24 protein-coding genes are annotated in these 24,639 nt (G+C 36.1%); 7 read left to right on the top strand and 17 right to left on the bottom strand.

Going from position 1 to position 24,639, the window contains the following annotated elements; all coding sequences use genetic code 11:
- Positions 1–80: 80 nt before the first annotated feature.
- Complete coding sequence (locus tag H9632_RS11855; protein ID WP_191704290.1) at positions 81–386, bottom strand: winged helix-turn-helix transcriptional regulator; 306 nt, start codon at positions 384–386, stop codon at positions 81–83.
- A 179-nt stretch (positions 387–565) separates the two neighbouring features.
- On the opposite strand from H9632_RS11855, the gene H9632_RS11850 reads away from it, so the two are divergent.
- Complete coding sequence (locus H9632_RS11850; RefSeq protein WP_191704289.1) at positions 566–1,090, top strand: YceI family protein; 525 nt, start codon at positions 566–568, stop codon at positions 1,088–1,090.
- 53 nt (positions 1,091–1,143) lie between these two features.
- Here the strand turns inward: H9632_RS11850 and H9632_RS11845 are convergent, their stop codons facing one another.
- The gene (locus H9632_RS11845; protein ID WP_191704288.1) at positions 1,144–1,782 is read right to left on the bottom strand and encodes an FMN-dependent NADH-azoreductase; all 639 of its coding nucleotides are present in this window, start codon (positions 1,780–1,782) and stop codon (positions 1,144–1,146) included.
- 190 nt (positions 1,783–1,972) lie between these two features.
- Positions 1,973–2,677: a DsbA family oxidoreductase gene (locus tag H9632_RS11840; RefSeq protein WP_191704287.1), complete on the bottom strand. Its 705-nt coding sequence runs from the start codon at positions 2,675–2,677 to the stop codon at positions 1,973–1,975.
- A gap of 153 nt (positions 2,678–2,830) precedes the next feature.
- Between H9632_RS11840 and H9632_RS11835 the strand changes: the two genes are divergently transcribed.
- The gene (locus H9632_RS11835; RefSeq protein WP_191704286.1) at positions 2,831–4,210 is read left to right on the top strand and encodes an FAD-dependent oxidoreductase; all 1,380 of its coding nucleotides are present in this window, start codon (positions 2,831–2,833) and stop codon (positions 4,208–4,210) included.
- Between the two features lie 23 nt (positions 4,211–4,233).
- On the opposite strand, the gene H9632_RS11830 is transcribed toward H9632_RS11835, so the two are convergent.
- The 3 genes from H9632_RS11830 to H9632_RS11820 all read right to left on the bottom strand — a co-directional run bounded on the left by H9632_RS11830 (position 4,234) and on the right by H9632_RS11820 (position 7,742).
- Entirely contained in the window at positions 4,234–5,160 is a 927-nt protein-coding gene (locus H9632_RS11830; protein ID WP_191704285.1) for a manganese-dependent inorganic pyrophosphatase, read from the bottom strand.
- 132 nt (positions 5,161–5,292) lie between these two features.
- Positions 5,293–6,150, bottom strand: a complete 858-nt coding sequence (locus H9632_RS11825) for a MurR/RpiR family transcriptional regulator (protein ID WP_404829024.1) — start codon at positions 6,148–6,150, stop codon at positions 5,293–5,295.
- Between the two features lie 359 nt (positions 6,151–6,509).
- Positions 6,510–7,742 carry an MFS transporter gene (locus H9632_RS11820; protein WP_191704283.1) on the bottom strand — a complete coding sequence of 411 codons (1,233 nt, stop codon included), beginning with the start codon at positions 7,740–7,742 and terminating at the stop codon, positions 6,510–6,512.
- A gap of 211 nt (positions 7,743–7,953) precedes the next feature.
- Here H9632_RS11820 and thrC point away from each other — a divergent pair, with 211 nt between their 5' ends.
- The 3 genes from thrC to H9632_RS11805 all read left to right on the top strand — a co-directional run bounded on the left by thrC (position 7,954) and on the right by H9632_RS11805 (position 10,745).
- Complete coding sequence (gene thrC / locus H9632_RS11815; protein WP_191704282.1) at positions 7,954–9,012, top strand: threonine synthase; 1,059 nt, start codon at positions 7,954–7,956, stop codon at positions 9,010–9,012.
- Entirely contained in the window at positions 9,009–9,920 is a 912-nt protein-coding gene (gene thrB / locus H9632_RS11810; protein WP_191704281.1) for a homoserine kinase, read from the top strand. The genes thrC and thrB overlap by 4 nt, the downstream gene beginning before the upstream one ends.
- A 177-nt stretch (positions 9,921–10,097) precedes the next feature.
- Positions 10,098–10,745: an NAD(P)-dependent oxidoreductase gene (locus tag H9632_RS11805; protein ID WP_191704280.1), complete on the top strand. Its 648-nt coding sequence runs from the start codon at positions 10,098–10,100 to the stop codon at positions 10,743–10,745.
- Positions 10,746–10,803: 58 nt separating this feature from the next.
- On the opposite strand, the gene zupT is transcribed toward H9632_RS11805, so the two are convergent.
- The 11 genes from zupT to hflX form a co-directional block, all read right to left on the bottom strand.
- A complete protein-coding gene (gene zupT / locus H9632_RS11800; RefSeq protein WP_191704279.1) occupies positions 10,804–11,625 on the bottom strand; it encodes a zinc transporter ZupT in 822 nt (273 codons plus the stop codon).
- Between the two features lie 130 nt (positions 11,626–11,755).
- Entirely contained in the window at positions 11,756–12,367 is a 612-nt protein-coding gene (locus H9632_RS11795) for a phosphatase PAP2 family protein (RefSeq protein WP_191704278.1), read from the bottom strand.
- A gap of 116 nt (positions 12,368–12,483) precedes the next feature.
- Positions 12,484–12,816, bottom strand: coding sequence for an antibiotic biosynthesis monooxygenase family protein (locus H9632_RS11790; protein WP_191701387.1), 333 nt, complete (start codon positions 12,814–12,816; stop codon positions 12,484–12,486).
- A 64-nt stretch (positions 12,817–12,880) separates the two neighbouring features.
- Positions 12,881–13,924 carry a siderophore ABC transporter substrate-binding protein gene (locus H9632_RS11785; RefSeq protein ID WP_191704277.1) on the bottom strand — a complete coding sequence of 348 codons (1,044 nt, stop codon included), beginning with the start codon at positions 13,922–13,924 and terminating at the stop codon, positions 12,881–12,883.
- Positions 13,925–14,102: 178 nt separating this feature from the next.
- Positions 14,103–14,870, bottom strand: coding sequence for an iron ABC transporter ATP-binding protein (locus tag H9632_RS11780; RefSeq protein ID WP_191704276.1), 768 nt, complete (start codon positions 14,868–14,870; stop codon positions 14,103–14,105).
- Entirely contained in the window at positions 14,867–15,823 is a 957-nt protein-coding gene (locus tag H9632_RS11775; RefSeq protein ID WP_191704275.1) for an iron chelate uptake ABC transporter family permease subunit, read from the bottom strand. Before H9632_RS11775 ends, H9632_RS11780 begins: the two co-directional genes overlap by 4 nt.
- On the bottom strand, positions 15,810–16,766 hold the full coding sequence (locus H9632_RS11770) for an ABC transporter permease (RefSeq protein ID WP_191704274.1): 957 nt from the start codon (positions 16,764–16,766) through the stop codon (positions 15,810–15,812). Before H9632_RS11770 ends, H9632_RS11775 begins: the two co-directional genes overlap by 14 nt.
- Positions 16,767–17,105: 339 nt before the next feature.
- Positions 17,106–18,215 carry an o-succinylbenzoate synthase gene (gene menC, locus H9632_RS11765; RefSeq protein WP_191704273.1) on the bottom strand — a complete coding sequence of 370 codons (1,110 nt, stop codon included), beginning with the start codon at positions 18,213–18,215 and terminating at the stop codon, positions 17,106–17,108.
- Positions 18,216–18,286: 71 nt separating this feature from the next.
- On the bottom strand, positions 18,287–19,120 hold the full coding sequence (locus H9632_RS11760) for a GNAT family N-acetyltransferase (RefSeq protein ID WP_191704272.1): 834 nt from the start codon (positions 19,118–19,120) through the stop codon (positions 18,287–18,289).
- 309 nt (positions 19,121–19,429) lie between these two features.
- Positions 19,430–20,914, bottom strand: a complete 1,485-nt coding sequence (locus tag H9632_RS11755; RefSeq protein ID WP_191704271.1) for a peptide MFS transporter — start codon at positions 20,912–20,914, stop codon at positions 19,430–19,432.
- 309 nt (positions 20,915–21,223) lie between these two features.
- Complete coding sequence (gene hflX, locus H9632_RS11750; RefSeq protein ID WP_191704270.1) at positions 21,224–22,501, bottom strand: GTPase HflX; 1,278 nt, start codon at positions 22,499–22,501, stop codon at positions 21,224–21,226.
- Between the two features lie 136 nt (positions 22,502–22,637).
- On the opposite strand from hflX, the gene H9632_RS11745 reads away from it, so the two are divergent.
- Together H9632_RS11745 and H9632_RS11740 are read left to right on the top strand one after the other, a co-directional pair.
- Positions 22,638–23,801, top strand: coding sequence for a methyltransferase (locus H9632_RS11745; RefSeq protein ID WP_191704269.1), 1,164 nt, complete (start codon positions 22,638–22,640; stop codon positions 23,799–23,801).
- Between the two features lie 204 nt (positions 23,802–24,005).
- On the top strand, positions 24,006–24,626 hold the full coding sequence (locus H9632_RS11740; RefSeq protein ID WP_191704268.1) for a DUF47 domain-containing protein: 621 nt from the start codon (positions 24,006–24,008) through the stop codon (positions 24,624–24,626).
- The last annotated feature ends 13 nt before the right edge of the window (positions 24,627–24,639 follow it).

Genomic DNA, 24,639 nt, shown 5'->3' with positions numbered 1-24,639 from the left:
CCATTTTCCTTTCCTCAAAAGCTGACATACCTTTTTAGTATCTGTTTTTGACGCGCTTTTTACAAGTAAAACAATATGATTTATAACCAACTTTTCGCCCAATTTTCAATTTCTCTAACCGTTTGTTCAAGTGATTGGCCTTTTTTTGTTAAATTATATTCCACACGAATCGGGACTTCGGAAAATACTTTTCGTTCAACAATGCCCTCTTTTTCAAGTTCCTTTAAACGTTCCGACAATAATCTTCCACTTATCGGCAATGCTGATTCAATCGCATTAAAACGTTGCGGACCTTCCAATAGTTGATAAATAATTAAAGCTGTCCACCGTTTTCCTACAAGTTCCATAGCCTTGGACAAACGTGGACATAATGCTGATTCCTTCATTTTTTTCACCTCAAATTTATTGCTTAAAATAAACTTTATTTAACTCCTTAATATTATATTACCACCTTTTATAGATTACGAAAAGTAAGTAGCTTACTTAGAACTTAATTCATGTTGTAAAAAAATATCTTCTATTTTATGATGGAATTAACATATTGTAATAAATTTGAGGTGAAACTATGACGACTTATTCGGTAGATTTTTTTCATTCATCAATTAATTTTTCCATTAAACACATGATGATTACAAATGTACATGGTACATTTGATTCTTTTGCTGCTCATATAGAGGCGAGTAAAATAGAAGAGTTTAATGATTCTTATATACGCTTTGATATAGATGTAGCGAGTATTAATACACGGGACATTTCAAGGGATCAACATTTAATTTCCGCAGATTTCTTTAATGCTGATCGTTATCCTAAGATTACATTTATAAGTAAAGAAGTTATAAGCGACAATAATCAAATTAAACTACATGGAGATTTAACCATTAAAGATGTTACACGGCCAGTTACTTTCGAGGTAATATATAATGGTTGTATCAAAAATCCATGGGATATCGATACATACGGCTATACTTGCCAAACCGAGATCAATAGAAGCGATTTCAATTTAACATACAATGACTCACTTGAATCGGGGGGACTTTTAATCTCTGAGCAAGTAAAAATTTCCGTCGAATTACAATTAAATAAAAACTAAAAAAGGGGCGCTCACCATATGATGAGCCCCCTTTTTCCAATAAAACTATAAAATTATGCTGTTACTTTCGCTAAGTTTTTAGCTGCAGCTTTTACTTTCTCTAAACCATCAGAAATAATTTGTTCTGCACCTGCCGGATTAGAAGCGTGACCTTCAATAATTACTTCATCAATTTTTTCCATACCATATACGCCGCCAATAACTGCGTTAATATAGTTTACTGACATTTCAGATGGAGCTGCTTCAGGCGAAGAGTAAATACCGCCACGTGCATTTAATACGATATATTTTTTGTCCGTCATTAAGCTTACTAATTGACCTTGTTCGTTATATTTGAATGTATATCCAGCACCGTATGTGTAATCAATGAATGATTGTAATGCAGCTGGGATTGTTAAGTTCCATAATGGGAATGCAAATACAACTACATCTGCAGCTGTTAATGCTTCACGTGATTTATTGAAAGCAGCTAAAGAACCTGCCTCAATTGCCGATAATTCTTCACCCGCTTGTGCTTTACCGAATGCGTTGAATAATTCCTGACCAAAATACGGCATGTTTTCTTCAAATACATCAAAAGTTGTTACGTTTACACCTTGTACAGTACCTACTTCAGCCATGAAAGTTTCATACATTTTAGTTGATACACCATCTGGGCGGTTATTTGCTTTTACTACTAATACGTTTGTCATTTTTTTATTGCTCCCTACTAAATTAGTTTATTTATTTTTTGAATTTTTATCTTATTTTTAAACATCTCAAATTCGAGGTACTTTAATATAATAAAATAATATTCAAAGAAAATCAACATGAATACCCTCATACTTTTGACTGAATATAAGATGGCATTTTACGTTTGGGAGCGCTATAAAGTGGGGGTAATTAAATATTGCATGAATCATCGGTACAAGCTGCACCTTTATCCCCCTGCATTTTTAAAGGTTTTCGCAAGCCCAGTTCTTGTGCTGCCTTTTCAATTGTTTGTTCGAACACATCTTGTGGCTGCGCTCCTGAAATACCATACTTATTATCGATAACAAAGAATGGTACACCGCGTACACCTAGATTTTGGGCAATTGCGATGTCGTGCTCCACTTCTTTAATATAGTCATCATTTTCAATAACTTGTCTAGCCTTTTCTATCGATAAATTCACTTCACTTACTAATGATAGGAGGACATCGGTTTGACCAATTGCCTTTCCTTCCAAAAAGTACGCCTTCAAAACTCGTTCAGTAAAATCTTTCCCTTTACCTTCTGATTCAGCCCATTTTGCCAAACGGTGGGCTTTTACTGTGTTTGCACTTTTCATTTCATCAAAATTGTAGACTAATCCAACTTCTTTTGCCCGAGCAGTAACATTAGCAGTCATTTTCTTTACTTCATCCAACGACATTTGATATTTACGTTGTAGCTCTTCATAAACCAAGCTATCCGTATCCACTGGTGTAGTAGGATCCAAAAGGTAGCTTTTATACTCAACTTCAATACTCTCCCCATACCCCAATTCTTCCAAGGCGATTTCGAGCTGTTTTTTGCCGATATAGCAAAATGGGCAAACATAATCAGACCAAACTTCTATTTTCATGCTAATCACTCTCCTTGTCTTGTATTGTAACGAGCTGTGTTGCAAAAGTACAACTTTTCAAATCCGATGCATTCGTAATAGAATTTCCGATTTTTACTCTAGTTGAATAAAAAAACAAAAAATATCCTAAGCTAAAAATAAAAAGGTGATATTTTGAAACAATCGCTTTGGCTCCCAACAGATTCAGGTTTTTCCTCTCCATCCATTCAGGAACCCATTCAATGTGACATCTGCATTATTGGGGGTGGGATTAGTGGGGTATATACTGCTTATTCACTTGCTAAGGAAGGATTTAAAGTTGTACTAATTGAAGCACTTCCACAATTTGCACATGGAACAACTGCCTATTCTACAGGAAAATTAACTGTGCAGCATAATCTTATTTATTCGAAATTAACACCGGAAGATGGGAAAATCTATTATGAAGCAAACAAAAATGCAATCGAAAAGGCCATTTCCGAAAATAGCGGCGGATTTACTAGAGCTACTTCCTATTTATACACTTCCACTTCCCAAGGAAAAGAAAAGCTATTAAATGAAGCTGAGCAATATAAAAAAATCGGTATTCCATTTGTAGCAACAAATGAAACTGAGCTTAATCTTCCTGTAAAATTGGCACTCGGCATAAAAAATGAGGGACAGATTAATCCTGTACAATTCACAAATACTTACGTTCATTTAGCAAGAAAATACGGTGCACAGCTCTATTTAAATACTCGCATTACAAGTATCGAACTACGGAATAACCAGGTTCGTACAAGCAATGGCTACACCGTTCAGTATAATAAACTAATTTTATGCACCCATTATCCAATCGAATCTATTCGCCAACTTTATTCGATAAAACTGCAAGTAAGTCGTTCGTATTTAACTGCTACAAAATATTCTCAGCTGTTAGAGGGTCAATATTTAAGTATTGATGATCAAAGTCGTACCATCCGAAGTGCACTTATCGATAATCAGCCTTACTTCATATACGGAGGCCAGTCCCACTTAGCAGGAGCCACAGGCGAGACCAATCGGTTTTACGAAACATTACAGCATGAGTTGACAGCAGATTTTGAACTGCCTCCATTCGAGTATGCATGGAGCGCACAAGATATTATGACTGCCGACCAGGTCCCTTATATCGGTCAGCTTTCTCCAGACGATGAAAGCCTGTATATTGCAACGGGCTTTAATAAGTGGGGGTTATCGACTTCACTTGTTGCAGGTGATCTTCTTACAGACCTTATAAAAAACGTACCAAATAAAGCATCAAACCTATTCTCTCCACATCGATCGAGCTTTGGTAAGACACTCTATTTCATGCTTCAGACAGGTGGGGTTATTGGCAAGGAGTTCATTGAAGGATATATAAAACGCCCTAAAGCTCCGCGCTGTACCCATTTAGGCTGTAAAACAAGATGGAATGAAGCCGATCAAACGTATGACTGCCCATGTCACGGTTCACGCTATAATGCTGAAGGACAAGTAATAGAAGGTCCTGCTGTTTATCCTTTAGATATCAAAAAATCCGGTAACTCCAATTAAATGGAGTACCGGATTTTTTTAGATTATTTTAAGCCTTCAGTCAATACTGGCACTATTTGCTTTTTACGTGATACAACTCCTGGTAAACTAATGCGTCCATTAACGATTGCTGCTCCAAATGCCTTTGCTGCGTTTTCCGCAACTTGTCCAGCAGCCACTGCTGTTGAATCGTTATTTAAAATATCTGTTACGACGAAGAAGAATAAATCTAACCCGTTCTCCGCTATATTTTTGTTTAATAAGTTTTCAAGCTCTTTTTGACGCCCGAGTACATCTTCAATATCTACAGCGTTTACTTGTGCAACAGTTGCTTTATATTCACCGAATTCAAAAGCTTTTGCATCAAGCGACAATAAATCTTCCAATGATTTATCCGAAAGGTCGGCGCCCGCTTTAAGCATAGCTAAACCATATTGTGCCGAATCAACATTCGCAATCGCAGCTAATTCATTACCTGCTTTAACATCCTGCTCTGTGCATGTAGGCGATTTAAATAATAGCGTATCCGAAATAATAGCTGAAAGCATTAAGCCTGCAATATTAGCTGGGATTTCAACATTATTTTCTTTAAATAATTTATTTAAGATTGTTGCCGTACATCCTACAGGTTCAGCACGGAAGTATAGTGGATCCGCTGTTTGGAAATTAGCAATACGGTGGTGGTCTATTACTTCTGAAATTTGTACTTCCTCTATGCCGTCAGCCGATTGTTGAAATTCGTTATGATCGACCAAAATTACTTGGGTTGCTTCGTCTTTAACATTTCCGATGAGGCGAGGTGCTTCAAAGCCGAACTTTTCCAATGCAAATTTTGTTTCGTTATTTAATTCTCCAAGACGTACCGCCTCTGCATCTAATCCTAACTGTTGCTTTAAGTATGCATAAACAATTGCCGAAGTAATTGTATCTGTATCAGGGTTTTTATGTCCAAAAACTAATGTTTTACTCATAATTGAGCCTCCTATATAAAATACTGTTCGCTCTCCATTTTAACATAATGATATGAAAGTGAAAAACAAGATTTATCATTGGTGGAGAACGTACAAAAAACGTAAAGGCCTAATAATAGCCTTTACGTTTTCTCAGCTCATTGCTGTTAAATTAATTTGCTTTTTTTTAGTGTTGCCTTTATCATCATATCCCTTATATTTCTCTGGATTTAGCATTACCATTGTTTCCACTAAAATATGTAATAAAGAAAATATTGCAATTGTGCACGTCGCTCCGCCTTCTTTTGCCGAAGGAACAATGAGTACTGGATTTGCAGGATCCTTTATAGAAGACAGCTCTTTATCTCGAATCGCAACAATTTTTACATTTTTTCTTTTCGCAATCTCTACTGTTGTTGCCAAATCTTCATAATCATCATTCAATGAAATAACAAATAGTAAAGAGTCTTCATCCATAAATGCTAATTGTTGTGCAATTTTGTCCGCTTCATGTGGAATAAAATATACTTGATCGCGCAGCATTTTTAAATTGCTAAACATCCAAAAAGCAGCTGGTTCCGAGTGTCTAAATCCTAAAAAGTGTATTCTTTTTGATTGATGCAACAATTGTACAACTTCTTCAACATCATGCTCTTTTAATGCATTAAAAGTTTTGGAAATCCCGGCAATATCCTGCTTTACAATTTCAACGCCAATTTGCTTTCTAATTTTATTCTTTGCAACTGCCTTTTTTGCTTCAATCGTTCCCCCTTTTTCAATTAAGTAACCTTTCACTTTGTCCTGAAGGTCACTAAAACCTGAAAGGTCCATTGCATAACAAAATCGAATAACCGTTGATTCACTAACATCTGCAAGCCTACCTACTTCAGAAGCAATTTGTGTAGCAACCACATTCGGATTATCTATAACAAACTGTGCTACTTTACGTTGTCCTTTTGACAATCGAATATATCTTTTTTTAATATCATCACATATACTCAAACTCCACATCTCCCTTTCTTAAAATCATCTTAAATACCCACTAATGAGTTAACATGGTTATGATAACTAAAATAGAAAATGATAACTATTATGATGTAAATTCCGTGCAGTAATTTCTAATAATAAAAAATACATTATCATGAATATTAATAGAATACAATGAGTTTTCTGAAAAAACTTCATTATGCTAAAGAACTGGATATTTTATGTATAAAATAGACAATTATTTGAAAATATATTGTATAAAAGTAAAAATATACCCCTAAAACTAACTGTTCAAATTAAATTAGTTGTATATCATAAACTGTATAAATTATGTTTAAAAGGACCTGTGCATGTTTAATCTGCACAGGTCCTTCCTTTTACTTTTATTGTAATTCAGTTTGTTTTGTTTCTTTTCCTAAGAAAATTACAGCTAACACACCTATAACAATAGCACCACAGAAAATGGTAAATATATAGCTAATATCATACCCTTTTGTTAAAAGTGAGCCGACTAATAACGGTCCAAAAATACCACCAACACGCCCTACTGCCGCAGCCATTCCCGCACCTGTACCGCGTACAATCGCTGGATACTGCTCTGGTGTGTAGGCATATAAAGCTCCCCATGCCCCTAAGTTAAAGAATGAAAGCAACATTCCAGAAATCAGTAAAGTTGTGATTGTTTCGGCACCTCCAAAAACAAATGCACTTGCTGCAGTACCTAACAAATATGTAACCAATACAAATTTACGCCCAAATTTCTCGATAAACCAGGCGGCAGTGAAATAACCTGGCAATTGAGCTAATGTCATTATAAGTACATATTTAAAGCTCGATATTAAGTCGAACCCTTTTCCAACCATTACACTTGGCAACCATAAGAACATACCGTAATAGGAAAACACAACTGTAAACCACAGTATCCAGAGCATAACGGTAGAGCGTGCATACTTTTTTGCCCAAACTTCAGCAATGTTCTGAAATACAGATCGCTTTTTAGACTCTTCTTTTACCCTAAACTGCGGTGAATCAGGTAATTTCATTCGTATATAGATAGCATAAAATGCTGGTATTGCAGTAATTAGTAACGCAACGCGCCATCCTTCAATTGGCCAAAAATCTGCAGGAATTACAAAATAAGATATGATTGCTGCCAATAACCATCCCGCTGCCCAAAAGCTCTCTAATAGAACAACGACTCTTCCTCTTTCTTCTGCTTTCACGCTTTCAGATACTAATGTGGAAGCAACCGGCAATTCTCCACCAAGACCCATTCCTACGAAGAAACGTAAAATTAGAAAAAGGGTTAATGTAGTTGTAAATGCAGACAATCCACTTGCTACAGAAAACAAAATAAGTGTCCACATAAAAATTTGCTTACGGCCTACTTTATCTGCTAGTAGCCCAAACACTAATGCACCTACCATCATACCGATGGAGTTTACACTACCTATCCACCCCATTTGGCTACTGTTTAATCCCCAATCCACTGCAAGTGCAGCAATGATAAAGGAGAGAATTCCGACATCCATAGCGTCAAACATCCAACCGACACCAGCAATGCCCAATAATTTATTACGTGATAAAGGCTTTTGTTCATTTACTTCCACTGACATTTACTACTCCACCCTCCATGTGTCTTTACACTTGACTTAACAACATTCTTATCATACATTTCTTTCTTAAAAGTGACAACATCTTTTTTACTTAACAAATTGTTCCGACAATTTATCGATTCCTATTGAAATAAGAGGCACATAGGTTTAAAATGTCTTGTATACAAAAACAAATGTTCATCTACCGAGAACAGAAGGAGTTAAATTGTCTATGTGGAAAGGTCTTATTGAAGAATATAAACAGTATTTACCTATTACTGAAAATACACCTGCTCTCTCTTTAAATGAAGGAAATACTCCCTTAATTCCTTTAGTGAATTTATCGAAGGAACTAGGGATTGAATTATATGGAAAAATAGAAGGCGCCAACCCAACCGGCTCTTTTAAAGATCGGGGCATGGTATTTGCCGTTGCGAAAGCTATTGAAGAAGGTTCAAAAGTAGTTATTTGTGCCTCTACAGGTAATACTTCAGCTGCAGCTGCAGCATATGCAGCACGTGCAGGCATTCAATCAATCGTAGTGATTCCAAAAGGTAAAGTAGCACTTGGAAAATTAGCACAAGCTACGATGTATGGCGCTAAAATTATCGAGATTGATGGTAACTTTGATGATGCATTAAATATTGTGCGCAAAATAGGAGAAACTACTCCAATCGCATTAGTAAATTCAGTTAACCCTTACCGTATTGAAGGGCAAAAAACAGCAGCATTTGAAATAGTTGATCAATTAGGCCAAGCACCGGATTACCTATGCATCCCAGTGGGTAATGCTGGTAATATCACAGCATACTGGAAAGGCTTTAAAGAATATAATGAAGCAAAACAAAGCGGTCTGCCAAAAATGTATGGCTTTGAAGCAGAAGGTGCAGCTGCCATCGTAAATGGAGCTCCAATTGCAAATCCAGAAACAGTTGCGACAGCAATTCGCATTGGGAATCCTGCGAGCTGGAAATATGCAGAAGCAGCACGTGATGAATCAGGTGGTTTAATCGAGGCCGTTACAGATGAGGAAATTTTGGAAGCCTATAAGTTAATTGCCCAAAAAGAGGGAATTTTCATTGAACCAGGCTCTGCTGCATCATTAGCAGGTGTCATCAAATCCGTTAAAGCTGGTAAGATTTTTCCGGGCAGCAAAGTAGTATCAGTATTTACAGGCAATGGTTTAAAAGATCCTGATACAGCAATGAATGTTTCAACTGTTGACTTAGTTGCACTTAAAAATGATGAACAGGAAATTCGCAGCTATATCGAGAGCGTATTCAGTTTATGAGCAACAGTTGGCAAATCAAAGTCCCAGGCAGTACAGCAAATTTAGGACCTGGATTTGACTCGATTGGTCTTGGACTATCACTTTATTTAACTTTGGAAGTAACTTTACAAAATGAGTGGGAATTTGTTCATATTGGAGACAATGTACCTTCAGATACAACAGTTGAAAAACATTTAATTTATAAAATTGCCCAACAAGTGGGCAAACAGTACAATGCTTCATTACGACCATGCAAAGTTGAAATGAAGAGCGAGCTTCCTCTAGCAAGAGGACTCGGCAGTAGTGCAGCAGCTATAGTTGCGGCCATCGAGTTAGCGAATATTTTAGGAGAGTTAAACTTATCGACACAGGACAAGTTGAATATTTCCTCTCAAATTGAAGGACATCCTGATAATGCTACTGCCTCTGTATTAGGGGGGCTAACTATTTCTTCTATGGATGAACAAGGAAATGTCGATACTCTTCATATTCAGGAAATGGATGCAGCATTTGTAGTGTTTATTCCAAATGTTGAGTTAAAAACATCTGATTCACGTGGTGTTTTACCAAGCCAATTAGAGCGGGGCTATGCTGTCCGAGCAAGTGCAAATGCAAATATGCTGGCGGCTTCTCTAATTGCCAAAGATTATGTACGTATCGGGCGTTATATGGAGGCGGATTTATTCCATGAGCCGTTCCGTGCAGAGCTTATACCAAACTACAACGAAATTCATGAAGCAGCAAAATTGGCCGGAGCCTACGGGACTGCATTAAGTGGTGCGGGGCCAACATTAATTTCCATCATTCCACTATCGATACAAGGACAATTTATTGAAGCTATGAAAAAGCAATTTCCTACACATCAAATTGTTTTAACGACAGGAGCTTCTGCAGGAATACAAGTCACTACTTATTCAAATAGTAATTAAAATACACCAGGGTCGCAAAATTTAGTTATTAAATTTGCGACCCTTTTTTAGTTAGATGAAGCCCACTAACTTTGCCCTCTACAAACAATGTTCACTTATCTTTCATCCCAAAATATGCATAATTCCTTTCAATATTGGGTATATTAATAAATCTACTGTTAGAAAGGGGTAATGTTTATGAAAATTGCAGTTATTGGTGCTGCTGGTAAAGCAGGGACTCATATTTTACGTGAGGCTTTAATGAGAAATTACGATGTAACAGCTATTGTAAAAAATAAGGCAACATTACAGGAAGATAATATAGCAATTATAGAAAGCGACTTGTTTAATTTGACGAAAGAGCAAATTGAACCTTTTGATATTTTAATTAATGCCTTTGCCCCACTACCGGGGGAAGAACATTTGCATGTAACGGCGGGAGAATTCTTAATTTCCTTATTAGAAGGAACGAATAAAAAGCTATTTGTTGTAGGTAGCTCAGGCTGTCTATTTGTGAACCGCGAAAAGACCGTTCGCCTTATGGACCTGGAAGATTATCCAGAAGACCTTGTTGACACAGCAAGGGCACAATTACAAAATTTACAGGATTTAGAAAGTTCCTCAATCCAATGGTCCTTTGCGATTCCTTCAGCTATGTTCGATTCTGACGGACCGCGTACAGGTCATTATATTAAAGGGGCCGAGAAAATTTTAGTAAACTCACAATTTAACAGTTATATTAGTTATGCAGACTTTGCCGTAGCATTGCTCGATGAAATAGAAAAAAATGAATACCCGAATACAACTTTTACTGTTGCATCTGAAAATGTAACAGCTGCTTCCTAGAAACAAACACACTTAAGCCAGCATCCGGTTGATGATGCTGGCTTTTACACTGTCCTGATTAAGTTAACATTACTAGGCTTATTGCCATAACGGCCATACCTGCCACTAAACCATAAATAGACGAATGGGCTTCATCGTATTTTTTGGCAGCCGGGAGTAATTCATCAATAGAAATGAAGACCATAATACCAGCAACACCGGCAAAAATAATACCAAACATTGTATCAGTCATAAACTGCATAAGTAAAAAATAAGCGATTAATGCACCTAAAGGCTCTGATAAACCCGAAGCAAACGACCATTTAAACGCCTTCATCCGCTTCCCTGTTGCATAAAAAATAGGAATGGCTACAGCTATACCTTCTGGGATATTATGAATAGCTACAGCAATGGCAATGGCAATTCCTACATTGGGATCTTGTAAAACCGCCATAAAAGTAGCAATACCTTCTGGGAAGTTATGAATGGCAATCGCCATTGCTGTGAAGAGCCCCATCTTCATGAGACGGTCAGCTTCTACTTCTTCATTAACAATTAATTGTGCTTTTTGAACATCTTCTACAGATTTTACTTCATGGGGATTGTTGCCCTTTGGAATAAAGCGATCAATTAATGCAATTAAAAGCATCCCCCCGAAGAATCCAAACAAAGTATACCAATATCCAGTCGTTTCCCCATGAACGTTCACTAATGAATCTTTTGCTTTCACAAAAATTTCAATAAGCGATACATATATCATGACCCCAGCTGAAAATCCTAAGGCAATTGATAAAAACTTTTTATTCGTACGCGTTGTAAAAAAGGCTATTAAGCTACCGATTCCTGTAGCAAGCCCTGCAAACAACGTTAACCCTAAAGCTAATAATACGTTATCATCCATACAATTCTCCTTTGTAATTTATTCATTTCTAAAATTATATGCCAGATGTTTCCTTAATGCAACTTTTTTTATCCAGGTAACATCTTATGTAACAAACCAACTTTCAGTTTAAAAAAAGAATCCCTACTATTTAGGAATTCCCTTGTTTAAGACGATGTTTACTAGACTCATACCATAATACGCAAATAATAAACCAACTATAACCTATACTCCATCCAGCTAAGACGTCTGTTGGATAGTGTCGACCTTCAGCAATACGTGCTAAACCAATAAAGAAAGCTAATACAATCGCTATACTCCATATAGTCATTGCCTTTAAATTACTATTAGTCATATTAGAAAATAAGTATGCTATGGTGAACAAATACAGCACACTCATTTGAGAATGCCCAGATGGAAAGCTATATGTAATAAGCTGATCTAAAATCTCCGGTCGAGGTCTTTCAAAAAAATGCTTTAAAAGTTGATTAATACTGTTCCCCACTCCGATTGTTAACAAAGTAAATAACATACCACGGTAATTTCTTTTGCAAATTCCTAGAAAGAGTAAAAGGAGGACAGTAATCATTACAATAAATTCTGTTTCACCTAAATAGTGGAATAGAATAATACTCTCATTACCACGTAGTATAGATTGAATTTTTGCATCCATTGTTTCAAAGTTTGCTGTTCTATAATTCAAAGAAATTATGATAAATACAGCCAGAGTGACTAGTGCGAATAAATAAGCCCCTTTTTTCAATAACATCCACCTCTTTCTATATACATCTATTCTTTTACCCGAAATTATATACACTATATAAAAAAACAAAAAACTACTTTGCCAAAATTTTCAGCAAAGTAGTTTTACAAGTTTAATTATTCTACAACAGTGTAATTTCCGTGCTCCATCGAAATGACGAATTCCGGCTTTGGAGGTTTACCACCATGTTCTTTTATTTTCGCTTTATGGCCAGCGATATGTTCAGGGCTCTTTTCCCAAGCCTTCCATGCTTCTTCGGATTCCCAACGGATGATCATGACCACTTCTTCTTCACCACGGCGAACATTTTTCACCAATAATTCGCGACCAATAAAACCTTCGCGTTGTTCCAATTTCGATGGACCTTGATCCGGCTTTCTACTAAAACGTTCAATAATTTTTTCTGAGTTTCCCTCAGTTACAACCCATTTACGTATTTGTACAAACATAATCTATCGCTCCTTTTCTTTAAAAAAAGCATGCCTCAAAATGAGACATGCCCTATTTATAATATTATTTTAATTCGTTTAAGATTTCATCTAATTTTTCTGCTTCAGTTGTTACACCGTTAGAAGAGAAGTACCAGTTTACACCATCAAGATAAACGATTTTACCTTCTTTGTAAGCACGAGTCTTTTTGATGATATCATTTTCGATGTCAGCTTTAATAGTATCTACATCAGAAGCTGTACGGTCGATGATTAATAATACTTCTGGATCTACAGAAAGGATTGACTCATAAGAGAAGTCTGAACCGTGTGAAGATGCTTTAATATCTGTAGTTGAAGGTTTGAAGCCAAAATCATTATATACATATGCAAAACGAGAATCTTCACCGTTATCGAAACCAGAGATTTTTTTGTCGTTGTACATTGCTACTAATGCATTTTCATAGCCAACTGCTTTTTCTTTCACTTCATCAACTTTAGCTTGTAGGTTTGCTTTTAACTCTTCAGCTTTTTCTTCTTTACCGAAGATTTGTGCTGCTAAGTCTACAGTTTCAAATACACCGTCAACATAGTTTGAGTTATCAGAACCGATGAATACTACGTTTGGAGTGATTTCTTTTAACTCTTCATAGAATGGAGCCTGACGACCAGAGATGAAAATTGCATCTGGGTTAGCAGCTGCTACTTTCTCAAAGTCGATTTGCTTTAAAGTACCAACGTCTGCTACTGAATCTGTTACGTATTTCTCTTTAAGATGCGCCGGGATATTCCCTTTACCGCCGTTTGCAGCGATACCAACAATTCCTTCAACGCCTAATGCATCAAGTGTATCTAAGAAACCGTAGTCAAGTACTACGATGTTTTTTGGCATTTCTTCAAATGTTACATCTTCAAAGGAAATTGATTTTCCATCTTCTGTTTCACTGCCCGCTGATAATGGAGAAACTGTCATTGGGAATGCTGCTGTTTCTGTAGATGTAGATGTAGATGTTTCACCGTTTTCAGTTGTAGCTGGTTCATTTGTTTCAGTTGTTTTTTCTTCATCTGAACCACATGCTGCTAGCATTAAAGTTAATGCTGCTGCCGTTAAGAATTTCCACTTTTTCATGTTAAAATTTCCTCCTACTTTTCTCTCAATCGAGAGTGATAATCGTTTTCAATTAACTAACGTAAGTCTAAATCAACTGTTTAATGTTGTCAATTGTTTTTATGAAATTAATATTCATTCTCATTTAATGTCAGAAAATAAATGCATAAGCGAGAATAACCTATACATTTACTTATTTTTAGCTATGGGAATTAAAGTATACACAAATTCTACAGCCATCTTGCTCTTGAACCGGAATATGCATATCATACACTTCCCGCAGTGCTTCTGAATTAATAATGTCATTAGTTGGACCATCTTTTACAAGACGTCCATCTTTTAAAGCGACAATACGATCCGAATACACAGAAGCAAAGTTAATGTCATGCAATACAATCACAACAGTTTTCCCTAATTCATCTACAAGCTTGCGTAAAATTTTCATAATCTGAACCGAGTGCTTCATATCCAGATTATTTAATGGCTCATCCAACAAAATATACTCAGTATCTTGTGCAATTACCATCGAGATAAAAGCACGTTGCTTTTGACCACCAGATAATTCATCTAAAAATTTTTGTTCCATATCGCCCAATGTCATATATTCAATTGCACGGTCAATATGTTCTTCGTCCTCTGGTGTTAAACGTCCTTTTGAATAAGGGTAACGGCCAAATGCCACGAGCTCACGTACAGTTAAACGCACATTTAAATGATTTGATTGACGTAAAATTGCCACACGTTTAGCAAATTCATTTGATTTCATTTTTTTCACATCACTTTGATCCAAAAATACCTCTCCTGTATCTGAATCAAGCAATCGGCTTACCATGGATAATAATGTTGACTTACCGGCACCGTTTGGTCCAATAAATGAAGTGATTGCTTTTGGCTGGATAGTTAATGATACGTTTTCAACAACTGGTTTCTTTCCAAAGCTTTTAGAAAGCCCTTTAATTTCAATCATCCTGCTTTCCTACTTTCCTTCAGTATTAGATAAATAAAGTACAATCCACCGATAAAGTTTATAATTACGCTTATCGTTGTACTTAATTGGAACACATGCAGTACTAAAAACTGCCCACCGACAAGTGCAATAATACTAATGAGACTTGCACCCACAATTAAAACGGAATGCTTGTACGTAGCAAAAAATTGATACGCTAAGTTTGAAACGATTAACCCTAAAAACGTAATTGGACCGACAAGCGCAGTAGATGTTGCAATTAGAACAGAAGATAAAATTAGAACTTTCAATACTATCTTATCGTAATTCACACCTAAGTTTATTGCATTTTCACGTCCTAATGACATTACATCTAAATCCCTTAATAAACGATAACCGTATATAAACGAAGCCACTAATATAACGATAGCAATAAGTAAAAGCTCAGTTTTCACATTCATAAAGCTTGCAAATAAACGAGATTGTAAGCTTTCATATTCTACCGGGTCTATAATAACTTGTAAAAATGTTACTAAGCTACCGAGCAGTGTCCCTATAATCATCCCTGCTAGCAGCAGTAGGAAGATTGGATGCTTATCTGCCCTGAATAGAAATCTGTATAAAATAAGTGCGAATAAAACCATCGCAGCAATTGATAATCCAAAATTTAAATAACGACTTACTACAAATATAGAAGCAGACCCTGCAAAGAAGAATATGACTGTCTGTACGACTTCATACATCGAGTCAACACCCATCATTGAAGGTGTTAATAACCGATTATGCGTAACCGTCTGGAATGTTACTGTTGCATACGCAATGGCAGTACCGGTAATAATCATTGCCAATACGCGTTCTACACGTTTTGGAAAGGCGTAACTAAATCCACCTTGAATATTATATAGACAAAATAACAGTATACTAATAATCGCGATTATAGCTAAAACAATAAGCTTCGTCCTATTTTTTCGCATATGCTTTCCCCCTAAACAACATTACTAAGAAGATTGCACTGCCGATTACCGCAACCGTTGTGTTTACAGGAATCTCAAACGGATACACAATAAGACGACTCAAGATATCACACATCAATAGGAATGCTGCCCCTAAGAAAATTGTATGCGGAATCGTTTTACGTAAATTGTCTCCCATATATAATGAAACTATGTTTGGCACAATTAACCCTAAGAAAGGAATAATCCCCACTGTTAATACTACAGTTGTTGAAATAATCGCGACAAGCACTAAACCGAGATTTAACACAGTACGGTAGCTCAACCCTAGATTTTTCGCAAAATCTTCTCCCATTCCTGCCACTGTAAACTTATTTGCATATAAGTAAGCAAGAATAATCGCCGGGACAGCTACATAAAGCAACTCATAACGTCCTGAAACAACAAGTGTAAAACTCCCTAAAAAGAATGTATCTACACTTTGTAAAACATCTGCTTCATAAGCAATAAATGTGGATATCGCACCAATAATATTCCCATACATAATCCCGATTAGAGGCACAAAAATTACATCTTTAAATTTAATGCTTTCCAGAAGGCGCATGAAAATCATCATACCAATAAGCGCGAATGTAAAACTAAAGAGAATTTTCTCCATATAACCTACACTTGTGAAAAATACCATCGATACTACAATACCTAGTTTAGCCGCATCCAGTGTACCGGATGTTGTCGGTGATACGAATTTATTACGGCTTAAACTTTGCATAATTAAGCCTGAAATACCCATCCCTGCCCCAGCAAGTATGATCGCCATTAATCGCGGCACTCGACTCATCAGGAAAATTTGTGTCTTATCTGAATCCCAATCCAATAAATCAGATGGTTTTATGTCGATTGCCCCAATAAATAATGATATAAAGGACAGAACGATGGTTGCTGCAACGAGCATCCAAAGTCTCATTTCATTTTCCCACTATTCTTTATATATTTTTATTTTTATTTTAATTCAACTAGACAAACGCTGCTGAATTTTGAGTGAACTAATAAATCTGATTGCCATACGCCAAGATATATTCACTGATTCTCAATGAAAATGAGAATCATTTCTTTCCCTACATCATTATATAATTGCTAATAATGAAAATCAAACGCACGATTTAAAAATAAGGCACTTTTGAATAACCAATATAATGAAAATTGTATTTTAAGAGCAATTAGTCGCTTTATTTACAAGTTACAGTATATATAGGAAATTAGATGAAACAAGAAAAAACCACAAATTTTAATTCGTGGTTTGCATCTATATCCGATATGTCGTTTTATTGACACTATACTTTTCCAATAATGCACGATTTACTTCATAGCCGATTCCATGTTTTTTGGGAACTTTAATATAGCCATTTTCTACTGTTACTTCTGGGCTAATAATATCTTCGTACCAATAACGACTTGAGGCAGCAGTATCCCCGGGCATTATAAAATTAGCTAGACTAGTAATGGCAACATTATGCGCTCGGCCTATTCCTGCTTCAAGCATCCCCCCACACCATACGGGAATATGGTGCTCCATGCAATAATCATGAATGCGCTTCGCTTCACTGATACCGCCTACTCGTGCAATTTTAATGTTTATTACACCACAGCTCCCCAACTGAATAGCCTTACGTGTATCCTCTAGAGAAGTAATGCTTTCATCCAAACAAATCGGTGTCTTGATTTGCTTTTGTAATAATGCATGGTCGACTAAATCATCATGGGCAAGTGGCTGTTCGATCATCATTAAATTAAATTCATCCAGCTTTTTTAAACTTTCCATATCATCTAATGTATACGCTGAGTTTGCATCCGCCATTAAAGGAATGGTAGGAAATGCTTGGCGAATTGTATGTAAAAGTTCAATATCTTTTCCAGGTTTGATTTTTACTTTTATTCGTTTATAGCCTTCATCCAAATAATGCTGAATCGTTTGGATAAGCTGTTCATCTGTAGGCTGTAAACCAATACTAATTCCCACTTCGATTTTTTCCTGGGACCCACCAATGACATGCGCTAATGGTTGGTTCATTAATTGGGCATAAATATCCCATACTGCGCCTTCAATTGCTGCTTTTGCCATATTATTGCGACGAATGGATCGAAACATGTCAAACACTTCATCTGGATGCTTCAATTCAGCTCCCAATAACGCCGGAATTAAAAAATCTTCCAGCATATGGCGGGAAGTTTTAAAAGTTTCTTCTGTGTAGGATGGTTCTTCAAAAGCAACGCCCTCTCCCCAACCGACAAAACCACTTTCATCCTTCGCCTCCAATACTAAAAATCGCTTATCTTGCATTGACCCTAAGCTCGTTGTAAAAGGCGTTTTCATTCGCATTATAAGTTCATGCATCGTGACTTCCACTAATTTCATGTTCATTGCTCCTACTGATTCATTACTTTAAAAGTTTTTCAGCGGGCGGTAAACACCCGCTGAAAAAGGAATTAAAGGGCAAATAAAGAACGCTTTACAAGTAGGTAATGGCTTATTTGCTCATCTTTTTTCATTAAGTAAATAATTTTGTAATTTTGGTCAAACATTGCTTGTAATATATTTCTCGTTTTATATCGCCAGTCTTCTGCTAAAGCGACACTCTCAACTTTGATTTTTTGGAAGTTTGTTGGAATAGGTAATGTATATGCATCATGGATAAGCGTTTCCTCTTTACGAAACTTCTGTTCCTTATCCAATGTAGGCAACCCTACAATATTTGCTTCCCAATCTACGATAGGTTTTGCTTCATCAAGTAATTCTTCTACTTTTGCATCCCAACGTAAATAATCATTATCAACAAGCTGCCACTCTACACAAAGGCGGTCTGTAGGCAATAATTTATTAAATGGATCCTCCATCTCACCATAGCAATTCTCTATATAAGTATCACTATAACTACGTAACTTTGAAAAGTTTAAATGACCACTACGCGCTTCAAGTGGATCAAACGTCCAACGGCAAGTTCTATAACCGCGTTCGATAGCGATATCTTTTAAATAGTTTTTTAGTAATTCTCCTACACCTTGTTCACGGTAGTTACGTTTAATACCGATCATATGGGAATATAAATACACTTGCTCATCCATATATCCAGGACAACTATAGTTAAAGCCAATAATTTCGTCATTTAAATAAGCTCCAAGAACAATTCCACCATTACGTATTGTTGCAATGGTTTGATGAACAGGGATGCTACCGACTGCCCAAATCTCATGCTCTAATTCACGTGCCTCTTCAATTTGTTCAATAGTCGTCAATTCCTTAATCGTTACTGATTCTAACATAAATTTTGCCTCCCCTATAGTTACTTTTTCATCGTGCCACTAAAAATGTTAAAACAATAATTTGCATCTCATAGCTATCGATTACATTGCTTAATGAGATCCTTGTAACCATCGGGAATATTCTGTATATCAAGTGCTGTATTTATAACTTCCCAACTAAAATCTTTATGGAGACATTTTAGTAAGGCTTCTCCCAATTCCATTATATACCACAAGCTACCTTTTTAAGTAGTTAACTTTTATTATTCCTTTTTTTCCAAAAGAAAAAACCTTAATTCGTAAAAAATTCTACAAATTAAGGTTAAAAAATTATTTTACACCGCGCATAGCTTTCGTAATGATTGGTGAGATGATTAAAATAACTATACCTAGTACAATAGATAAAATACCTAAAACACCGAAGTATGTTGTTTCTGAGACCTGCTCGTATACACGAACTAACTGTGCATTAATTGCCTGAGCTGCTGCTGCTGCCAAGAACCATAAAGCCATTGTTTGTCCAGCAAATGCTGCTGGTGCTAGCTTAGTTGTTGCAGATAAACCAACTGGTGAAAGCAATAATTCACCTAATACAACTAGGAAAATCGAGAATACAACCCATAATGGATTAACTAATGTATCTGCAGGCGTTAAAACGATTGCAGCGATCATTATTAGGAATGAAGTACCTGAGAAGAATAGCGAAAGCGCAAACTTCTTCGGTGTTGAAGGACCACGATCACCTAACTTTGTCCAAAGAACCGCAAATAATGGTGCGATTAGAATAATGAATAATGGGTTAAACGATTGGAACCATGCAGCTGGTATTTCAAATCCTAAAAACGTTAGATTTGTCCGTGTATCAATAAATGTTGCAAGAATTGTAGAAGACTGTTCTGCAATTGCCCAGAACATTACCGCACATAGGAACAATGGAATATATGCCAACAAACGTGATTTTTCATCTGCATTTGTTTTTGGACTACGATACATATAGGTAATAAATAAAGTTGGGATGATAATACCTAATGCTGTAATTAATAATGAGAAGTTTTCGATATTTGCATTACCTGTTTGGTATGCAATGAAACCTAAAATTACAATGACTAAACCACCAATTGTAAAGTTGCGAGCTGATTTTTTCTTCTCTACATTAGTAAGAGGGTTTGGTGCAAATGAACCTGCTAAACCAAGACTCTTCTGAGACATTAAATATACAACTAATCCGATGAACATACCTACTGCAGCTACTGCAAATCCAGCATGGAAGCCCCAGTTCTTTTGGAATAGTCCAACTAATAATGGTGCTAAGAAACCACCCATGTTAATACCCATATAGAAAATTGAGAATCCAGAATCACGACGAGCATCAGTCGGCGCATATAAGTCACCTACAACTGATGATACGTTCGGTTTAAGTAACCCTGTACCAATTATAATAAAGAACATTGATGAATACAGAGCGTTTACGCCCAGCGGTAATGCCAATAAAATATGACCGACCATAATTAATATACCGCCATAGAATACGGCTTTACGCGTGCCTGTTATACGGTCAGCAATCCATCCGCCAATAATACCTGACATGTAGATTAATGAACCATATATCGACATGATAATGTTAGCTTGCGTACGGTCTAGTCCTAATCCACCATCTTTAACAGCATAGTACATGTAGAAAAGTAGAATGGCACGCATTCCATAATATGAAAATCGTTCCCAAAACTCTGTAAAGAATAATGTAAATAAACCTTTAGGTTGACCAACAAATCCTGTTTGAGGAACAGATTTCACTATTTCTTCTTTTGAATACATTTGAAATCCTCCGATTAATAAATATTCTGACAATAAAGTCTGTTGTCTGACATTTGAAATAATATACTTCAACACTTTAGCGTAACAGTTGATCAAAATCAACAAATAATCAAAATGTTATAATTATGTTATTTTTCTATATTTTCAAATAATTAAGACGTATCATTACAATTTAGACTTCTGAATTATAAATTAATTAATTATATAAAGGAAATATTTTGACTCTTCCTCTTGTTGGATAAAAAGCCATAAAAAAATCTAAGGTACAATGCCATATTGCACTGTACCTTAGATTGAATGATTAATACTTTATTTCACGACATAGTTGTCGTATCTCTGATAGTCAGCTTCTTTAAGCTCTAGCGTTAGTAACGTACCATTCTCTTCATAGGCCGTTTCAAAAATTGTGGCCTGTTCATTTAAATAAGAAACCACGGCTCCTTGATTGTAAGGAATCAGCATTTGACAGGTGATATAGTTGGCGAAAACTTGTTTGCGAATAAGCTGTAACAATTCATCCAATCCGATATTTTGCTTTGCAGAAAGCCAAATATTATCGCCACTTACTAGCGGGTATTCTAAGCTTGCCAAATCGGATTTATTGTACACATAAAGGGTAGGAATATTCTCAACATCGATAGCCTTTAATGTTTCATTTGTCACATCCATCATGAAGCGGTATTCTTCATTGGATACATCGACTACATGCAATAGTAAATCCGCTTCACGCGCTTCTTCCAATGTGGAACGGAAAGCCTTTACTAAGTGGTGAGGTAATTTACTAACAAAACCTACTGTATCCGTAAGTAAAAATGATTTATTGTCTTCGAGTTCAATATTACGGACAGAAGTTTCCAGTGTTGCGAATAGCATATCTTTTTCAAAAACTTGCTTTGTAACATCTTGTCCCGCTTTTGCAAGAAGCTGATTCATAATCGTGGATTTCCCTGCGTTTGTATATCCTACAATAGAAACGACCGGTACAGCATTTTTACGTCGTTGCTTACGTTGTGTTTCGCGCTGTTCTTTAACAACTTCCAATTCTTTTTTGATTTTCGAAATTTGATCTTCAATCTTTCGACGGTCCAACTCAAGCTTCGTTTCTCCGGCACCACGGTTTTTAAAGCCACCACCTGTGCCACCGCCTTGACGTGATAACGATGCATGAAGCCCAACTAAGCGTGGAAGCATATATTGTAATTGAGCAAGCTCCACTTGCAATTGCGCTTCACGTGTTTTTGCACGTCGACTAAAAATATCCAAAATGAGCATTGTGCGGTCAATTACTTTACATTCTAAATCCCGCTCTAAATTTCGAATTTGCGAAGGGGACAGTTCATCATTAAAAATAACAATGTTTGCATTCGTTTCTTCAAAAAACGCTTTAATTTCTTCAATCTTTCCAGTGCCTACATAATGTGACGGTGTTACACGCTCTAAATTTTGCGTTACCATACCGAGAACTTCCACATTCAAAGCTTCCGCTAGATTTGCCAATTCTTCCATTGAATAATCAAAATGCTCATTCTTTTGTAAATTGACTCCAACCAATACACCGCGTTCAATTAATACCTCAACATCTTTCAAACTATTGCCTCCTTGCTTACATTAAAACTTTTTCCCATCGTATCATACAATTCAAAAGCCTGTACAATAAGACGACAAAGGCGCATTATTATACTAAAGGAACAAGATTATTTCGGAAAAAGAAAAGGCGGTTTTTATGGAATTTGAACAAATGAAAGTGCAACTGCTCGCACTTATTTCTAATAAAACATTACTCCAAGCAACAATTAGCCAACCACGTCAAAAATCAAATGACTTAAAGCGCGTAAAGCTAAAGCCAGTAGAAATACGCGAGGAATATATGATTCAGCTTGAATATCAATATGAACGAATTTTAAAGCATGAAAATGTGGCAATACAGGATTTGGCTGCTAAGCTCGACATGCTTTTCGAACAATTCAGGCAAGTACATGCCGAGTTTCAGGAGCAAACGATACAGGTACAGCTTTCTAAAAAGAACAAAGTACTCTGGAAATCGAGTCAAAATGCGACGGCAAAACAAGTTGATTTATCCCATAACCGTAAAAAACGGTATTTATTAGATGACTCAAGAGTGCACCCATTTTTAGTTCGTTTAGGGGTGCAGGCAGAGGACGGCAAAATCAAAAAACAAAAATATGATAAGTTTAAACAAATTAATCGATTTGTTGAATTCATCGACGATTCTTTAGCGCATTTACCAAGAGACAAAACAATTCGCATTTTAGATTTTGGTTCTGGTAAATCCTATTTAACATTTGCGCTTTATTATTATTTAAAGGTTGAAAAAGAACTCGATATTCAAGTCACAGGTCTAGACTTAAAAAAAGAAGTAATCGATGAATGTAATCGCATTGCACAAGATTTGCAGTATGAAAATCTGCAATTTCTAGTAGGTGATATTAATGACTTTAATGAAGAAACTCAAGTCGATATGGTTGTAACTCTCCATGCTTGCGATGTCGCGACAGATATGGCATTAGCTCGTGCAGTGAAATGGGGAGCAAAAGTAATTTTAAGTGTCCCTTGCTGTCAACATGAACTTAATCGTCAGCTTCAAGCACCAACTTTATCAGTTATGACACAACACGGGTTAGTGAAGGAGCGCTTTGCTGCATTAGCGACAGATTCCATTCGAGCTGAACTATTATCACTTGTTGGCTATGACACACAGCTATTAGAGTTTATCGATATGGAAAATACACCAAAGAATATTCTAATCCGTGCATATTTCACCGGGAAAAAGCCAACAAATGAACAACGAGTAAAATATGACGAGTTTGTGCGCTTTTTAAATGCAAAGCCCTTTTTGGAAAATGAACTGCAATTTTTATTGAAATAACATAAGTATATTCTCTTATCATCAAAAATTATCTCTACAGTGACTAAATATAAGTAAATATTCATCTTTTCCTTATGTTACAGAATTGTAAAGTTTATCACTATCAACGTAAATTTTGTATAGATTTTTTTAAGTTTTTGTTATGATAATTGAGGTTAATTTTTAAAATAATTTTTCTATTATATAAATTCAGGAGGCAATTCCATGTTTAGTTCAAAGAAGCAAGACCCGTTTTTCTCGGCATTATTGAAAATTGCTGAAAATATGCGTGAAGGCATTCACTATGCAAATGATTTCCGTATCGAGACGGTTGCAGATTTAAAAGAAATTAGTATTCGAATGAAACAATATGAAACAGCGGGCGATAAATTAATACATGAATTGATCGTTATGCTTAACAAGTCATTTATGACGCCTATCGAGCGTGAAGATATTTTGTCATTAGCTATCCGTATGGATGATGTTTTAGATGGAACAGAAGGCACAATCGGACATTTTGAAATGTTCTCTTTAACAGAAATCGATGACTCGATGCGTAATTTCCTAGCCTATATTGCCAAATCAACTGATGAAATTGTAAAAGCAATGGAGCTATTAAACAAAAAGGATCTTGTTGGTATGCGCCAGCATGCAATTTTAATTAAAGATTATGAGCGCGAATGCGATGAAGTATTACGTTCTTCTATAAAAAAATTATTTTTAAATGAAAAAGATCCAATTCGTTTAATTAAGTTTAAAGACATCTATGAGCAGTTAGAAGAAATTGCTGACTACTGTCAAACAGTGGCAAACACAATTGAAACAATCATTATGCGTAACGCGTAAAATATAGGGAGTC

The organism is Solibacillus merdavium (assembly GCF_014836935.1).
Taxonomy (GTDB): domain Bacteria; phylum Bacillota; class Bacilli; order Bacillales_A; family Planococcaceae; genus Solibacillus; species Solibacillus ferritrahens.
This window is presented reverse-complemented; position numbering and strand designations above follow the sequence as displayed.

Excerpts from the sequence above, each read along its gene's own strand:
- H9632_RS11840 (WP_191704287.1), bottom strand. The coding sequence starts at position 2,677 with ATGAAAATAGAAGTTTGGTCTGATTATGTTTGCCCATTTTGCTATATC.
- H9632_RS11770 (WP_191704274.1), bottom strand. The coding sequence starts at position 16,766 with ATGAGACTTTGGATGCTCGTTGCAGCAACCATCGTTCTGTCCTTTATA.
- H9632_RS11805 (WP_191704280.1), top strand. The coding sequence starts at position 10,098 with ATGAAAATTGCAGTTATTGGTGCTGCTGGTAAAGCAGGGACTCATATT.
- thrC (WP_191704282.1), top strand. The coding sequence starts at position 7,954 with ATGTGGAAAGGTCTTATTGAAGAATATAAACAGTATTTACCTATTACT.
- H9632_RS11740 (WP_191704268.1), top strand. The coding sequence starts at position 24,006 with ATGTTTAGTTCAAAGAAGCAAGACCCGTTTTTCTCGGCATTATTGAAA.
- H9632_RS11760 (WP_191704272.1), bottom strand. The coding sequence starts at position 19,120 with ATGTTAGAATCAGTAACGATTAAGGAATTGACGACTATTGAACAAATT.
- H9632_RS11745 (WP_191704269.1), top strand. The coding sequence starts at position 22,638 with ATGGAATTTGAACAAATGAAAGTGCAACTGCTCGCACTTATTTCTAAT.
- H9632_RS11755 (WP_191704271.1), bottom strand. The coding sequence starts at position 20,914 with ATGTATTCAAAAGAAGAAATAGTGAAATCTGTTCCTCAAACAGGATTT.
- thrB (WP_191704281.1), top strand. The coding sequence starts at position 9,009 with ATGAGCAACAGTTGGCAAATCAAAGTCCCAGGCAGTACAGCAAATTTA.
- H9632_RS11830 (WP_191704285.1), bottom strand. The coding sequence starts at position 5,160 with ATGAGTAAAACATTAGTTTTTGGACATAAAAACCCTGATACAGATACA.
- H9632_RS11820 (WP_191704283.1), bottom strand. The coding sequence starts at position 7,742 with ATGTCAGTGGAAGTAAATGAACAAAAGCCTTTATCACGTAATAAATTA.
- H9632_RS11825 (WP_404829024.1), bottom strand. The coding sequence starts at position 6,150 with ATGTGGAGTTTGAGTATATGTGATGATATTAAAAAAAGATATATTCGA.
- H9632_RS11850 (WP_191704289.1), top strand. The coding sequence starts at position 566 with ATGACGACTTATTCGGTAGATTTTTTTCATTCATCAATTAATTTTTCC.
- H9632_RS11790 (WP_191701387.1), bottom strand. The coding sequence starts at position 12,816 with ATGTTTGTACAAATACGTAAATGGGTTGTAACTGAGGGAAACTCAGAA.
- H9632_RS11845 (WP_191704288.1), bottom strand. The coding sequence starts at position 1,782 with ATGACAAACGTATTAGTAGTAAAAGCAAATAACCGCCCAGATGGTGTA.
- H9632_RS11785 (WP_191704277.1), bottom strand. The coding sequence starts at position 13,924 with ATGAAAAAGTGGAAATTCTTAACGGCAGCAGCATTAACTTTAATGCTA.
- H9632_RS11780 (WP_191704276.1), bottom strand. The coding sequence starts at position 14,870 with ATGATTGAAATTAAAGGGCTTTCTAAAAGCTTTGGAAAGAAACCAGTT.
- H9632_RS11855 (WP_191704290.1), bottom strand. The coding sequence starts at position 386 with ATGAAGGAATCAGCATTATGTCCACGTTTGTCCAAGGCTATGGAACTT.
- H9632_RS11775 (WP_191704275.1), bottom strand. The coding sequence starts at position 15,823 with ATGCGAAAAAATAGGACGAAGCTTATTGTTTTAGCTATAATCGCGATT.
- menC (WP_191704273.1), bottom strand. The coding sequence starts at position 18,215 with ATGAAATTAGTGGAAGTCACGATGCATGAACTTATAATGCGAATGAAA.
- zupT (WP_191704279.1), bottom strand. The coding sequence starts at position 11,625 with ATGGATGATAACGTATTATTAGCTTTAGGGTTAACGTTGTTTGCAGGG.